Origin of the sequence: Methylonatrum kenyense (genome assembly GCF_023195885.1) — a bacterium.
GTDB classification, from domain to species: domain Bacteria; phylum Pseudomonadota; class Gammaproteobacteria; order Nitrococcales; family Aquisalimonadaceae; genus Methylonatrum; species Methylonatrum kenyense.
Genome location: NZ_JALPKO010000007.1, coordinates 165,995 through 179,666, shown reverse-complemented (window position 1 = coordinate 179,666; position 13,672 = coordinate 165,995). Strand labels below are relative to the sequence as shown.

General features: G+C 62.5%; 12 protein-coding genes. 8 read left to right on the top strand and 4 right to left on the bottom strand.

Annotated features, from left to right (window positions below):
• Window position 1: 1 nt before the first annotated feature.
• Together egtB and glpD are read right to left on the bottom strand one after the other, a co-directional pair.
• Window positions 2-1,264 carry an ergothioneine biosynthesis protein EgtB gene (gene egtB / locus M0534_RS10205; protein ID WP_248568322.1) on the bottom strand — a complete coding sequence of 421 codons (1,263 nt, stop codon included), beginning with the start codon at window positions 1,262-1,264 and terminating at the stop codon, window positions 2-4.
• Between the two features lie 56 nt (window positions 1,265-1,320).
• Window positions 1,321-2,841 (bottom strand): glycerol-3-phosphate dehydrogenase, encoded by a 1,521-nt coding sequence (gene glpD / locus M0534_RS10200; RefSeq protein ID WP_248568321.1) that lies wholly within the window; start codon window positions 2,839-2,841, stop codon window positions 1,321-1,323.
• Between the two features lie 393 nt (window positions 2,842-3,234).
• On the opposite strand from glpD, the gene glpK reads away from it, so the two are divergent.
• On the top strand, window positions 3,235-4,755 hold the full coding sequence (gene glpK, locus M0534_RS10195; protein ID WP_248568320.1) for a glycerol kinase GlpK: 1,521 nt from the start codon (window positions 3,235-3,237) through the stop codon (window positions 4,753-4,755).
• A complete protein-coding gene (locus M0534_RS10190; protein WP_248568319.1) occupies window positions 4,736-5,500 on the top strand; it encodes an SDR family NAD(P)-dependent oxidoreductase in 765 nt (254 codons plus the stop codon). The genes glpK and M0534_RS10190 overlap by 20 nt, the downstream gene beginning before the upstream one ends.
• A 63-nt stretch (window positions 5,501-5,563) precedes the next feature.
• Here M0534_RS10190 and M0534_RS10185 read toward each other — a convergent pair whose 3' ends face one another.
• Together M0534_RS10185 and M0534_RS10180 are read right to left on the bottom strand one after the other, a co-directional pair.
• Window positions 5,564-7,855 (bottom strand): hypothetical protein, encoded by a 2,292-nt coding sequence (locus tag M0534_RS10185; protein ID WP_248568318.1) that lies wholly within the window; start codon window positions 7,853-7,855, stop codon window positions 5,564-5,566.
• A gap of 114 nt (window positions 7,856-7,969) precedes the next feature.
• Window positions 7,970-8,752, bottom strand: a complete 783-nt coding sequence (locus M0534_RS10180; protein WP_248568317.1) for an alpha/beta fold hydrolase — start codon at window positions 8,750-8,752, stop codon at window positions 7,970-7,972.
• A 192-nt stretch (window positions 8,753-8,944) separates the two neighbouring features.
• Between M0534_RS10180 and M0534_RS10175 the strand changes: the two genes are divergently transcribed.
• The 6 genes from M0534_RS10175 (at window position 8,945) to pqqE (ending at window position 13,668) form a co-directional block, all read left to right on the top strand.
• Window positions 8,945-10,180 (top strand): helix-turn-helix transcriptional regulator, encoded by a 1,236-nt coding sequence (locus M0534_RS10175; RefSeq protein ID WP_248568316.1) that lies wholly within the window; start codon window positions 8,945-8,947, stop codon window positions 10,178-10,180.
• 266 nt (window positions 10,181-10,446) lie between these two features.
• Window positions 10,447-10,521 carry a pyrroloquinoline quinone precursor peptide PqqA gene (gene pqqA, locus M0534_RS13825; RefSeq protein ID WP_428348745.1) on the top strand — a complete coding sequence of 25 codons (75 nt, stop codon included), beginning with the start codon at window positions 10,447-10,449 and terminating at the stop codon, window positions 10,519-10,521.
• A gap of 56 nt (window positions 10,522-10,577) precedes the next feature.
• A complete protein-coding gene (gene pqqB, locus M0534_RS10170) occupies window positions 10,578-11,492 on the top strand; it encodes a pyrroloquinoline quinone biosynthesis protein PqqB (protein ID WP_248568315.1) in 915 nt (304 codons plus the stop codon).
• Entirely contained in the window at window positions 11,467-12,237 is a 771-nt protein-coding gene (gene pqqC, locus M0534_RS10165) for a pyrroloquinoline-quinone synthase PqqC (protein ID WP_248568314.1), read from the top strand. The genes pqqB and pqqC overlap by 26 nt, the downstream gene beginning before the upstream one ends.
• Window positions 12,234-12,506 (top strand): pyrroloquinoline quinone biosynthesis peptide chaperone PqqD, encoded by a 273-nt coding sequence (gene pqqD / locus M0534_RS10160; protein WP_248568313.1) that lies wholly within the window; start codon window positions 12,234-12,236, stop codon window positions 12,504-12,506. Before pqqC ends, pqqD begins: the two co-directional genes overlap by 4 nt.
• Window positions 12,475-13,668, top strand: a complete 1,194-nt coding sequence (gene pqqE / locus M0534_RS10155; RefSeq protein ID WP_248568312.1) for a pyrroloquinoline quinone biosynthesis protein PqqE — start codon at window positions 12,475-12,477, stop codon at window positions 13,666-13,668. The genes pqqD and pqqE overlap by 32 nt, the downstream gene beginning before the upstream one ends.
• Window positions 13,669-13,672 lie beyond the last annotated feature (4 nt).

Below are 13,672 nucleotides of genomic sequence, written 5' to 3'. Positions count from 1 at the left end.
CTCAGTTGTCCCGGGCCAGGCGCAGGCCGCTGAACTGCCAGCGCGCGCTGGTCGGAAAGAAATTTCGGTAGCTGGTGCGCAGGTGCGCTGGCGGAGTCGCGCAGGATCCGCCACGCAGCACATACTGGTTGCACATGAACTTGCCGTTGTACTCGCCGACCGCGCCCGCGGCCGGGCGGTAGCCCGGATACGCGCTGTAGGCGCTGGCGGTCCATTCCCAGACCTGGCCGTGGAACTGGCGGTTGCCGGTGTCTCTGACCGGCGCCGGATGCAGCCAGCCCCGTTGCCAGAGGCTTTCCGGGCAGGTTTCGCCGCTCGCGGCCGACTCCCATTCCGCCTCCGTCGGCAGGCGTGCGCCGGCCCAGCGGGCAAAGGCATCGGCCTCGAAGTAGCTCAGGTGACACACCGGACGATGCGGATCGATGGCCTGCTCTCCATGCAGCGTGAACTCCCGTTCCAGGTCTTCGGACCAGTAATAAGGCCGCTGCCAGCCCTGTTCCTGAACCGTGCTCCAGCCCTCTGACAGCCAGAGTGCCGGCGTCCGATAGCCGCCATCGTCGATGAAGGCGCGGAATTCGCCGTTCGTCACCAGGCGGTCGGCCAGCGCATGGCGATGCAGCCAGACGGTGTGCCGCGGACCCTCGTTGTCATAGTGGAAGCCGGAGCCCTGATGACCGATTTCGACCGGTCCTTCCACACCTTCGGTAAAACGCATGGCGCGGGCGTTGCTCGCCGGTGCCTCGCCCTCGGTGTAGACCGGCAGCAGCGGGTTGCAGGCCAGCGCGTGCTTGATGTCGGTGAGGATCAATTCCTGGTGCTGCTGCTCATGATGCGTGCCGAGGAGGATCAGCGCGGTGGCCGCCGGATCATCACTCGAGACCTCGAACAACTGTTCCATCGCCGCATCCACGTGCTCCCGGTAGCGGTGCACCGCGGTCAGCGCCGGACGTGACAGCAGGCCCCGCTGCGGTCGAGCATGCATCGGCCCGACCGCGTTGTAGTAACTGTTGAACAGGTAACTGAACTCGGCATCGAAGCGCTGGTAGCCGGGCAGGCCACCGGCCAGCACGAATTCCTCGAAGAACCAGGTGGTATGCGCCAGGTGCCATTTGCTCGGACTGGTATCCGGCATGCTCTGGATCGTCTGGTCCTCGGCGGAGAGTGGGGCGGTCAGCGCCAGCGTATCGGCGCGCACCCGACGGTAGCGGTCGCGCAGGGCCGGTGACACTCCGGCGCTGGAGCGGGACATATCTACTAGTGCCATCGGGAGATCCGGTTTTTGCGTGGTATCCCTGAAGCGTACATGGCAGGGCATCGGGATCAAGCTGTGACAATCGATAGTTTCTCTTCAAACCAGGCGTTGACGGCGTCGCGGCCAGCTGCGCTCAAATGCAATCCGAGTTTGCTGCGCCGCCAGAGCACATCCTCGCCACAACGGGCCCATTCGCGGTCGTGCAGGTAGCGCAGTTCAGCTTCGAAGACGCTCGGCGCGATCGCCTCGCCCAGGTCCTGCGCGCCGGCGGCGGTGCCCAGGATTTCGTGGACACGGGTGCCGTAGGCCCGGCAGAGCCGCCGGCAGAGTGCGGCATCGAGCCAGCGATAACGGGTCGCCACGCGCCGTTGCCAGTCGTCGAAATCGGCGTTCGGGATGTCACCGCCCGGCAGCGGCGTAGCGGCCGTCCAGCGCCAGTCGGGAGCGCCGAGGTGCGGGGCGATTCTGCTCAGCGCGTCTTCGGCCAGGCGGCGGAAGGTGGTGATCTTGCCGCCGTAGATTGTCAGCAGCGGGGCGCCGCCGGTGGCTTCCAGTGTCAGCTGGTAGTCGCGGCTTACCGCCGAGATGTTCGCCGCCTGGTTCTCGACCAGCGGCCGCACGCCGGAATAGGTCCAGACGATGTCCTTGCGGCCCAGCCCGGCCCCGAAGAAGCGATCCAAGGTCTCCAGCAGATAATCCGTTTCCGCCTCGGATATATGCGCGGCGGCAGGATCGTCGGTGTACAGCTCCTCGGTGGTGCCGACAAGCGAGTAATCACCTTCGTAGGGGATGACGAAGACGATGCGCCGGTCCGGGTTCTGCAGGATGTAGGCTTCGGATTGTCGGCCGATCCGGGGCACCACCAGATGGCTGCCCTTGACCAGGCGGATCCTGCGTTGATCCGCTGTGGCGTCCCCGTTCAGCCGCTTCCCCACCCAGGGGCCGGTCGCGTTGATCAGGGCCCGGGCGCGAACGGTCTCGGTCCTGCCGGAAACACTGTCTCGCAGCTCGACGCGCCAGAGCGGATTTTCCCTTTCGGCACCGGTGACTTCCGTGCGCGGACGGATCGTGGCCCCGCGTTCGGCGGCGTCCAGTGCGTTCAGTACCACCAGGCGCGCGTCTTCCACCCCGCAGTCGGAGTAGGCATAGCCATGCTTCAGGCTGCCGTTGAGCGACTCGCCGGCCGGGTGCTGGTCCAGCCGGATCACATGGCTGCGCGGCAGGCTGCTGCATCCGCCCAGGGCGTCGTAGAGGAACAGTCCCGCACGGATCATCCAGCGCGGCCGCAGGCCATCCACATGGGGCATGACGAAGCGCAGCGGCCAGATGATGTGGGGTGCGGCGCGGAGCAGAAGTTCCCGCTCCCGCAGGGCCTTGGCAACCAGGCGGAACGCGTAGTGTTCCAGGTAGCGCAAGCCGCCGTGGATCAGCTTGGTACTGGCCGAGGACGTGTGGGCGGCCAGATCGTCGCGTTCGCACAGCAAGACACGCAGACCCCGGCCGGCCGCATCACGGGCAATGCCGGCCCCGTTGATGCCACCGCCCGCAATCAGCAGATCGAACGGCTGAACGTGCTCTGAGTCGCGCATGACTTGCCCGGTCTTCGCTTCCTGAAGGAAACACTGACTTTTTTCTCACGCCTGCGTTGGAGTCCGCATTTTTTCCGAGGCAAGGCGCGCTGCGCAGCGCCGCAGTCATTCTGCGGTCAAGCAGCGCAACGCGGCAGTCGGGAAAAATGCGGCCCAACCCAAAGGGCCCGGCCGGTTTTGGCCCCTGGCTGTATTGCGCCACCGGTTCGGTAGCTCAAGCTACCGAACCGGCACCGCGCCTTGCCAGATGACCAAAACCGGTCTCGGGCGCAGACGCGAGAATAAATTAGTGTTTCCTTAAAGAAACACAGTCTCGTCCCGCGCTGCATCATTCTTTTCGGACGTGGAAAAGCCGGTTACGTTCAGGGGACATTCACCGCAGGAGCCTTAGAAATGAGCGGCAAACGCCACATCCTCGCGATCGATCAGGGCACCACCAGCACGCGTGCCATCGTGTTCAGCGACGCCGGTGCCATCGTGACCAGTGCTCAGCAGGAATTTAGCCAGCACTTCCCGGATGATGGCTGGGTGGAGCATGACGCCGAGGAAATCTGGCGCGTCACCTGTGCGGTCTGCCGCGAGGCCCTGGCAGCGCTGCCGGAACAGGGCGCCGAAGTGGCCGGCATCGGCATTACCAACCAGCGCGAGACCACGGTGATCTGGGATCGCGCCAGCGGCGAGCCGATCCACCGGGCCATCGTCTGGCAGGACCGGCGCACCGCAGACCGCTGCATACCGCTGCGCGAGGCGGGGCATGAGCCTGATGTGACCGCCCGTTCCGGCCTGTTGCTGGACCCCTATTTCTCCGGCACCAAGATCGGCTGGCTGCTGGACCATGTGGACGGCGCCCGCGAAAGGGCTCAGCGTGGCGAACTGGCCTTCGGCACCATCGACACCTGGCTGATCTGGAAACTGACCGGCGGCAAGCGTCATGTCACCGATGCCACCAACGCCAGCCGCACGCTGCTGTTCAATATCCACGAGCAGTGCTGGGACCCGGTGTTGCTCGAGTTGCTGGATGTCCCGGATTCCCTGTTGCCCGAGGTGCTGGATTGCTCCGCCGATTTCGGCGTCGCCACCGAGGGTATCGGTATCGAATTGCCGATTGCCGGTGTTGCCGGGGATCAGCAGGCGGCGCTGGTGGGCCAGGCCTGTTTCGAGCCGGGGATGGTCAAGAGCACTTACGGTACTGGCTGCTTCGCAGTGTTGAACACCGGTGATACACCGGTGCAGTCGCGCAATCGCCTGCTGACAACCATCGGCTACCGCCTTGATGGCAAGACCACCTATGCCCTGGAGGGCTCGATATTCGTTGCCGGCGCCGCGGTGCAATGGCTGCGCGACGCGATTCACATCATCGGCTCTGCCGCCGAGACCGAGGAATTGGCGAAAGGCCTGGAGTCGAACCGCGGGGTCTATCTGGTGCCGGCATTCACCGGCCTTGGCGCCCCCTACTGGGACCCACTGGCCCGTGGTGCAATCTTCGGTCTGACCCGCGATACCGGCATCGCCGAACTGGTACGCGCGGCGCTGGAATCCACCTGCTACCAGACCCGGGACCTGTTCAATGCCATGGCCGACGATGCGGACTATCGGCCGGCAGCCCTGCGGGTGGACGGCGGCATGGTGGCCAACAACTGGCTGCTGCAATGCCTGGCCGATCTGGTGGACGTGCCGGTGGAACGCCCGGAGGTCATCGAGACCACGGCCCTCGGCGCCGCCTACCTGGCCGGCCTGCACCTGGGTGTGTTCGACGCGCGTGCTACCATCGCCGACCGCTGGCGGTGCGACCGCCGCTGCGAACCGGCCATGGACCCCGACAAGCGAGCGCGTGCCGTGGCCGGCTGGGATGAAGCCATGCGACAGGTCAGGAGTTACGCGGATGCCAAACGGGATGCCCAGTCTGGAACTTGAAGGGAAGGTGGCGCTGGTCACGGGCGGTAGCCGGGGCATCGGCGCCGCCGCAGCGCGCTGGCTGGGGCAAGCCGGGATGCGCGTCATGGTGCATTGTCACCAGACCAGGGACGGGGCGGAGACGGTGGCCGCGGACATTCGCGACGCCGGCGGCGAGGCGGACCTGGTCTGCGCCGACGTGCGCAAGGCCGCGGATGTGGAACGCATGGTTGCCGAGACCGTCGAGCGCTTTGGTGGCCTGCAGGTGCTGGTCAACAACGCCGGGTCCATGGTCGGGCGCACGCCGATCGAGGAGATCGACGATGCCTTCATCGATGCGGTGTTCGACCTCAATGCCCGCTCGGTGATCCACGCCACCCGCGCCGCCACGCCGCATCTGGCGGAGCAGGGCGGGGCGATCATCAATGTCAGTTCCATCTCCGCACGCAATGGCGGCAGCCCGGGCTCGAGCCTCTACAGCGCCTCGAAGGCCTTCGTCAGCACCTTCACCCGGGCCATGGCCACCGAGCTGGCACCGAGAAACATCCGCGTCAACGCCATCAGCCCCGGCACCTTCGACACCGATTTCCACCAACGCTACTCGACGCCGGAAAAACTCGAACGCACGCGCAATGCCATTCCGCAAAAACGCCTGGGCCAGCCCGACGACTGCGCCGGCACCTTTCTCTACCTCGCTGCCAGCGGGCTGGCCGGTTATGTCACCGGCCAGGTGATCGAGGTCAATGGTGGGCAGTTGATGGTCTGAGGGGCGGAACGAAAAACGCCCGGCGGGAGCCGGGCGCAGTGACGGTAAAGGGTACTTTCAGCGTCAGTCGATCAGGGTGCCGAACAGCAGAATAAAGCCTCCCTCCTCGACACTTCCTTCTTGGTTGCTAGCAACACCGTCTCCAACCTCCAGCAGGATTGCGATGTAGCGATGATCCGCGTCGGCAGAGACGAAGCCGTTGCCGACAACGCCGAACTCTGGACCCTCATCCTCGAAACCCATGAAGTCCAGACTAATGCCACCGGCTAGTTTGGGATTGACGGTTATCTGCCCGACGCCATCGAAAATGCCTCCCTGTCGGCGGGGGTTGCCCGCGTCGCCGGAGCGTTTGGCCTCAAGCACCCTGGCGGTCAATTCCATGCCTCCGCTGCCATCCAGGGCCAGGCGACCACCGGTGACGGCGGTGGTCAGGGTGTTGTTGCCACTACCGGTGTAGGTAATACCCTTGCCGCGGATCCGGTACGTTCTGGCACCGAGTTCCGGAGTGGATTCCGGTAGCTTCATTCCAACCAGAAGTTCGTGGTTTACCCGGTCCAGGAGATCGCCGTTGTCTCCGTCATCAGGCTCTACTTGCTCGTAGTTGGCGAAGAACAACCCGTTATTCAGGCGGTCATCGCCGTCTGCCTCACAGGGCTCGCGACCACCAGTCGTGTCAACGCAGACCGGGGCCGATGTCATGAACATGAGATCGGCATCTGCGTTGTTCGCGAAACCGCGGAGAATGAGGTCGTTATCAATCGTCAGCTCCAGCGCTCCGTTACCGAACGGGAAGCCGTTATCAAAGGGCACGTCGAACTCGGTGGGGATTCCCGCGTCGGAAACGGTGTCCGCCTCGCGAACCAGTTCGCCGTCCGAGCTTCGAAAAAATTCGACTTCAAGGAAAAAATCGAACGCGCTGCTGGTTCCGTTGCTCACCGTCGTCGCGATTCCACGTCCGGCAAGTTCGCGGCCGTCATCCTCAAGATCCGAGGACAGGATCAGGGTGCCGTATCGACCATTGATGTTCGTGATCTCAACGGGGGCATCCAGCACCGGTGCCGCGACCAGAAAGCCCACGTCGACGAAACTGTCAATCAAGTCCCCTTGCGAGAGGCTGTCACAGCTTGTCGAGGCGCAGAAGATTCGCGATGTCTCCCGCGAACTTCCGAAAAGTAGACGGTCGACGGGACTTGCCACGAAGAAACGCGTGGTCGGCGCGAACTCGGCTCGGCGATTGAATTCGTCGCGCTCTTCCAGTTCAGTAAAAGCTTCCCGCGTGACGATCAGGCCGCCGTTGCTTCCGAGCAGGCCAGGGCCGGATTCGTCGGTCAAGCCATCGAATTGCTCATAGCGGAAATCTCCGGGATCCACGACACCATCCGAGAACTGTGCCTGGACAGATTGCTCGCCCCGCGTGATGGCGACTTCCAGCTCCGAAGCCTCGGAACCCTCGCTTAGTTCCAGATCGGTCACCGTCGGCAGATGTTCGAACCCGCTCGTCAGCAAGGAGGTCTGGAAAAAAATCTGGTTGTATTCACCAAGCAGGTTGTCCCGGTCGGCGGCGTCCGCGGGCGGGCTAGAGGCGCGTGCAACCACTTGGCCGACTGTATCCCCGACCCCGCTCTCCTCCAGAGTTGCCGCCGCATCCTCAAGATCATTGAGATTGATTGCGGTGACCAGTTGGTTGACAGCCTCGATGAACGCGTTACGGATTTCACTGATTTCGAGTGGATCGATCTCTGCATAGAAGGCGTCGAGATCGCCGTCGCCACCGAGTGCTTGGGCCTCGATCTCCCGGGTCAGCAACTCGCTCAGCGGCGAAGTGTCGATGGCGTCGGGCTCGTCGGCATCACCCACCGCCAGCGGTGTCCGAAAGCTGAATTCCTCGTCTTCCGAACTGATGCGAAGCGCCAAACGGCTGCTGCTCAGTTGCGATATGTCGGAGAATTCCGACTGCACGAGCTCTAGTGCGAGGTCAACGTCGATCTCGTAGATGCTGTTCATTATCACTTCTACGGCATCGCTGATGTCGACTGCGTCTTCACTACTCAAGCGCACAACCGAGAATGTTGCGTCTGCGGGGAGTGTCGCGGGGGCTAGGAAGTCGCTGAGGCGGTCGCTGGCGAAGCCATCGGAAACGGCCAGACTAACAATCTGCCAACCAAGGCCATCCATGCGGTAGGACATCCCGTTGCCGCTGGCAGTGAAAAATGTCCCTTCAATAATTGCCGGGTCGCCGAGGTTGGCATCTGTAGTGCTGCGTGAACTACTGCTGCCGCTACTCGAACTGTTACACGCAGCAAGCGTAAATGCGGCGCCGATTGCGAACGCCAGAATTGCCCATCGTTTGAACATGACTCACACCCTCTGTGCTGTTTTGTTTGCGGGCTGCGGGACAGCCAGCCCTGCGTCCTAGTTAGCAAGGGGGTGCGTTTCGCCGCATCACCCATATGGGTGATGCGGTGCGGCTCAGGTCAAATCGGCCAGGGCTTCATCCAGCAAGCGATTGAATCCAATGGGATCCTCCATCTGCAGAAAATGCCCGGCCCGGGGCATGACGACTTCGTTCAGAAAGGGTTTGCAACGCTTGCGGGCGGTCATCGGGACCAGCTTGCCGTTGATCGCTCGAATCGGGCATCGAACTGCAGGGAAGGTCTCGTCCGGCTGCCAGGCAAGCAACGTCTTCCATAGCGGCAGCGCCCAGGCCGGATCGGCTTCTGCCATCTCCTGTTTCAACCGGTTTCTCAGTGACTCAGGGGTTTGTTCGACGCTGGTGTTGTCGATCAGCCAGTGCATGCCGCCGGAAAAGTCATCGGCGAAGGTCTGGTAGAGAGTGTCCTGGGTCTCCGCATCCAGGCCGCCATAGTCGATCACGAAGGTGTCCGCCAGGATCACGCCGCGGGCCACGTTGCCGAGTTGTTGCGCCGCCTTGAGCGCAACCGCACCACCCATGGAATGCCCCAGCAGGATGGCCGGTCCCGTGACCTGGTGTGTGATCAATTCGACGAGACAATCGGCGAGTCCGTCAATGCTTGCCGGGGTTTCCTGCCAGGCAGGTGAGTCGCCATGTCCGGGCAGGTCCGGGACCAGCAGTGGGTAGCGATCATTCAGGTGCTCGACCTGCGGCTTCCAGTAACTCCGGCGGCATGTCCAGCCGTGGATCAGGACCAGTGTGGGTAGGCCAGTCTCACGCGGCGCGTGGTCGAACTGCAGTGGCATGCCGTTGTTCAGGGTCAGTGTTCGGGTTTGCATCCTTGCTCCATCAGGCTTGCAGTGATCGGGAGTTTTCGCTAGTTAGTAATCTGTTGCCAAACGGAAACAGTGGCAACCGGCCTCGCCAACAATAAGAAAAACCGGCATCGGATGCATGGCGTGGCCAGGTTGGCAGTATCGTGAAAAGAAGTGACGAACCATCGTCACGGGGATGCAAGGGTGGGTCGGGGTATGGATAGCCCAGGTGTGATGGGTAGTGACGCGCAGTGGCACGCGTCACTACTCGACAATCTGTATCTCTCGGTGACCGAGCCGGAGAGATTGCAGCAGGCGCTCGAGTGCCTGGTCGAGGGCACGGGGTCGCGATCGGCCCGCCTACTGATCATGAATGCCGACGCGACAACGGTTAAGCGCAGCCTCAAGGTCAATATCGATGACGGGGCCCACCGCGAATACACCGCGCATTATGTGAACACCTGTCCATGGCGCCCCGAGCTCAGGCACAAGAAGCCCGGCCGCCTGTATTCCACCTATCTTGATTTCTCCTGCAAGCAGGAAGCGTTTTACCAGACGGAATTCTTCAATGACTGGGCGCGGAGGCTGGATATCCATCACGGTGTCTGTGGCACGGTTGATCGCTCCGCCGATGAGGCTGTGCAACTGCTGATCCAGCGTACCGGGGGGCAGGGTCCGTACACCGACATCGAGACCCGACACATCAATAGTCTGCTCCCGCATTTCCGTCGGGCCTTCTTCCTGGGCCGCCAACTCGGCGCCGAGCGCGCGCGCAACGCGGCCGCCGCGAGGGCTGCCTGCGGCAGCAGACTGCCGTTTCTGCTGCTCGATCAACGCGGGCGCGTGCAATACACCTCGCCGGGAGCGGAGTCGCTGATCGAGAGCGGGCAGTTGCCGACCCCGCGTCAGGGCAGGTTCCGCTGTTTTATCGAAGCAGACAACAATCGCTTGAGGCGCCTGGTGAGGGTCTGTCTGCGCGCGGCCCAGGGCCGAGGCAAGTCGGCTGGTGGCAACCTGGTCATGCGCCGCGATGACGGTAGCCACCTGAATGCGCTGGTCATGCCAATCCACCCGAGCCTGGACATCGATGCCGTGTTTCCGGTCGTGGACACGTTCGTCGCGGTGTTCCTCCACGATCCGGCCATGCCGGTTTCGCTGGACCTTGTTCGGGTGGCCAGCCTGTACGGATTGACCGACGCCGAAGTCCGCGTGGCCGGCGTCATCGCTGCCGGGGAACCGCTCGAGAAACTTGCAGCGGAAAGCGGTGTCAGTATCCACACGGTACGTGCGCAGTTGAAGGCGGTATTCCGCAAGACTGGCACCAGTCGCCAATCGGCGCTGGCACGGTTACTGCTCACAGGACCGGGGTGTCACACGAGAATCGGACAACCGACGGGTGGCAAATTTTCGGAATGTGTTGAGGGGCGAGGGTCAAAGGCTCTTGTGACCTGACAGATCAAGGGGTTGTTTCGTCCCGGGCTTCGTGCCAGTGGACGTCTGGCTCGGACAGGAAAATTTCTGGCCAGCTCAGGGTGCTCCAATCTGTTCACATCCTGTGACAAGCGTGCGTCGCGTATGGCGCGGTGCTCGGCGACTCATAATCCGGTCGTGTTTGTCAATAGGGTGCTTGACTTCCGAGTCCTAGTTTGCAATGGTTGCAAACACGAGCGATAGAATGCTCGTCAACGCAAGTTGAATCCACAACTGGAGGATGCACAATGTCCTGGAACAAGCCTGCTTACAACGAAATGCGTCTCGGCTTCGAAATCAACCTGTACGTCAGCAACCGCTGAAGTCAGGGCTGAGATAAAAGGGGGTGGCCATCGGCCGCCCCCTTTTTCTTCCTACCATGAAAATTCACGTACTCGGCTCCGCCGCCGGCGGTGGCTTCCCGCAGTGGAACTGCAACTGCCGTAATTGCAATGACTGGCGCGAGGGCGCGACAGGCGCAGAGGCGCGCACCCAATCCTCGATTGCCGTCAGCATTGATGGCGAGAATTGGCTTCTGGTCAACGCCTCACCGGATATTCGCGCCCAGATCCTGGCAACGCCCGCCTTGCAGCCCGCTCGCGCTGTACGCGACTCGGGCATTGCTGCCGTATTACTGATGGATAGCCAGATCGACCATGTGACAGGCCTGATCATGCTGCGCGAGAGCAGCGCGCCGCTGTCCGTCTACTGCACTGACCGGGTCCGGGAAGATCTCGAAACCGGCTTTCCGATCTTTAACATCCTCGAGCACTATTCGGGGGTGACGCCGAATCGCATTGATCTGCAGACCCGGAGTTTCGAACCCGCAGAACTGCCGGGGTTGCGCATTCATCCGGTGCCGCTGTTGAGCAAGGCCCCGCCGTATTCGCCGCATCGTGCCGATCCGCAGCCGGGCGACAATATCGGAGTGCTGTTCGAGGACATCGCCACTGGCAGAACCGCGTTTTATGCGCCGGGCCTGGGGATCATCGAGGATCACCTGCGCCCCTACATGGAACGCGCGGATGTGCTGCTGGTCGATGGAACATGCTGGCGCGAGGATGAAATGGCCCGCGAAGTCGGTGGTGAAAAGACTGCCGCCGAGATGGGGCACAGGGTCCAGTCCGGTCCGGGCGGCATGATCGAGGTACTGGCGGACTTTCCAGATGCCCGCCGTATCCTGATTCATATCAATAATACCAACCCGATCCTGAATCCCGACAGCGATGAGCGGCGGATCCTGGACGAGGCTGGGCTGGAGGTTGCTTATGACGGGCTTGGCATCGAACTCTGACTCGCTGCGGGATTCCGGGGCGCCCTGGGACCGCGAGACCTTCGAGAAGAAACTTCGGGAAAAGGGGCGCTACTACCATTTCCATCACCCCTACCAGGTGATGATGGCGGAGGGAAAGCTCACCCGCGAGCAGATGCAGGGCTGGGTGATCAACCGCTTCTACTACCAGATCAGCATCCCGCAGAAGGATGCCGCGATCCTGGCAAGCTGTCCGGATCGCGAGACCCGCCGCATCTGGATCAAGCGCATCACCGACCATGACGGCCTGGAGGGCGATGCCGGCGGCATCGAACGATGGTTGGCCCTGGGCGAAGCGGTGGGCCTTGATCGAGAACGCCTGCTGTCGCTGGATGACGTGCTGCCAGCCGTGCGCTTCGCCGTGGATGCCTATGTCAACTTCGCCCGTACACGCCCGTGGCAGGAGGCTGCCTGTTCCTCGCTAACCGAGCTGTTTGCGCCCAAGGCCCACGCCTCGCGCCTTGAGACCTGGCCGCGGCATTACCCCTGGGTTGATATCAAGGGGCTGCAGTATTTCGAGAAACGCCTTGGTCAGGCCCGAGAAGACGTCAAACACGGGCTTGCCATTACCCTGGATTACTTCAAGACGCGGGAGGATCAGGAGCGGGCTCTGGATATCCTTCAGTTCAAGCTTGATGTGCTCTGGACTATGCTCGACGCCATGTACCTGGCCTATGTGGTGGGGATGCCACCTTACGACGCCGTGAAGGGGGCGATGCAGCCATGAGTTTTGCAGCCGATACACGGGTCAACCTGGCCCATGGCATGAAGTTTCAGTGGGAGCCGTCCCAGAACTCGCACGTGTTGCTGTACCCGGAAGGCATGGTGCAGTTGAACGACAGCGCCAGTGCGATACTCAAATACTGTGATGGTCGTTCGGTGGCCGAGGTGCTGGCGGCCCTGCATGAACAGTTCCCGGACGCCGATCTCGACGGCGACGTCTACGCGTTTCTGGAGGATGCACATGAGCGAGGCTGGATCCGGACTGAATCCTGACATCGGAAGTCGACGCGGGCCCCTGTGGTTTCTGGCAGAGGTCACCTACCGGTGTCCGCTGCAGTGTGCCTACTGCTCCAACCCGGTGGATTTCGCCAACGAAAAGGACGAGCTTTCCACCGAAGAGTGGATACGGGTCATGCGCGAGGTGCGCGAACTGGGTGCCGTGCAACTCGGTTTCTCGGGTGGCGAGCCATTGGTGCGCAAGGATCTGGAAGAACTGGTGGCCGAAGCCAGCCGGCTTGGTTTTTACACCAACCTGATCACTTCCGGCGTCGGCATGGACGCGGATCGTTTGGCGCGGCTGAAGGAGGCCGGGCTGGATCACATCCAGATCAGTTTCCAGGCGGCCACCGCCTCGTTGAGCGACGATGTGGCGGGGCGGACGCAGTTCGAGCACAAGGAGGCCATGGCACGGGAAATCCGTCGGCAGGGCTATCCAATGGTACTGAACGTGGTACTGCACCGGCGCAATCTCGACCAGATCGATGAAATCCTGCAAATGGCGGCCGATCTCGAAGCGGACTACGTGGAACTGGCCAATACCCAGTACCACGGCTGGGCGTATGTGAATCGGAAGGCCTTGATGCCGACCATGAAACAGCTGACGCACGCCGAGGAAGTCGCCAACCGCTGGCGGGAGAAAATGGCCGGCAAGATGCGGATCTACTACATCTGGTCCGACTATTACGAGGGCAAGCCCAAGCCCTGCATGAACGGTTGGGGCACGACCTTTATTGGCGTCAACCCCGACGGCCGGGTCATGCCCTGCCACGGCGCGGCAATGCTGCCGGGGCCGCCGCTTCCCAATGTGCGCGAGCGGGATCTCAACTGGATCTGGAACGAGTCCGAGCTATTCAACCGCTTCCGCGGCCTGGACTGGATGCAGGAACCCTGTCGGAGCTGTGACAAGCGGTTCGAGGACTTTGGTGGTTGCCGCTGCCAGGCCTATCTGCTGACCGGTGATGCCGCGGCCACCGACCCGACCTGCCATCTGTCGCCGCTGCACCAGCAGGTGCGGGATGCGGTGGAATCAGCCGAAGAGGAACCACGGGTGATGGTCGAGCAGCCGCTGATCCTGCGAAATGCCAAGAACAGCAAGGCACTGCGGGAGAAGTTCGGCAGCCGCCCGAAAGTCGCCGATGCGGAGACAATGGAATAGGGAA

What these genes read in the sequence shown, in the direction of transcription:
- pqqD (WP_248568313.1), top strand. Translation starts at nt 12,234, where the DNA reads ATGAGTTTTGCAGCCGATACACGGGTCAACCTGGCCCATGGCATGAAG.
- M0534_RS10190 (WP_248568319.1), top strand. Translation starts at nt 4,736, where the DNA reads ATGCCCAGTCTGGAACTTGAAGGGAAGGTGGCGCTGGTCACGGGCGGT.
- glpK (WP_248568320.1), top strand. Translation starts at nt 3,235, where the DNA reads ATGAGCGGCAAACGCCACATCCTCGCGATCGATCAGGGCACCACCAGC.
- pqqE (WP_248568312.1), top strand. Translation starts at nt 12,475, where the DNA reads ATGAGCGAGGCTGGATCCGGACTGAATCCTGACATCGGAAGTCGACGC.
- M0534_RS10175 (WP_248568316.1), top strand. Translation starts at nt 8,945, where the DNA reads ATGGATAGCCCAGGTGTGATGGGTAGTGACGCGCAGTGGCACGCGTCA.
- M0534_RS10185 (WP_248568318.1), bottom strand. Translation starts at nt 7,855, where the DNA reads ATGTTCAAACGATGGGCAATTCTGGCGTTCGCAATCGGCGCCGCATTT.
- M0534_RS10180 (WP_248568317.1), bottom strand. Translation starts at nt 8,752, where the DNA reads ATGCAAACCCGAACACTGACCCTGAACAACGGCATGCCACTGCAGTTC.
- pqqC (WP_248568314.1), top strand. Translation starts at nt 11,467, where the DNA reads ATGACGGGCTTGGCATCGAACTCTGACTCGCTGCGGGATTCCGGGGCG.
- egtB (WP_248568322.1), bottom strand. Translation starts at nt 1,264, where the DNA reads ATGGCACTAGTAGATATGTCCCGCTCCAGCGCCGGAGTGTCACCGGCC.
- pqqB (WP_248568315.1), top strand. Translation starts at nt 10,578, where the DNA reads ATGAAAATTCACGTACTCGGCTCCGCCGCCGGCGGTGGCTTCCCGCAG.
- glpD (WP_248568321.1), bottom strand. Translation starts at nt 2,841, where the DNA reads ATGCGCGACTCAGAGCACGTTCAGCCGTTCGATCTGCTGATTGCGGGC.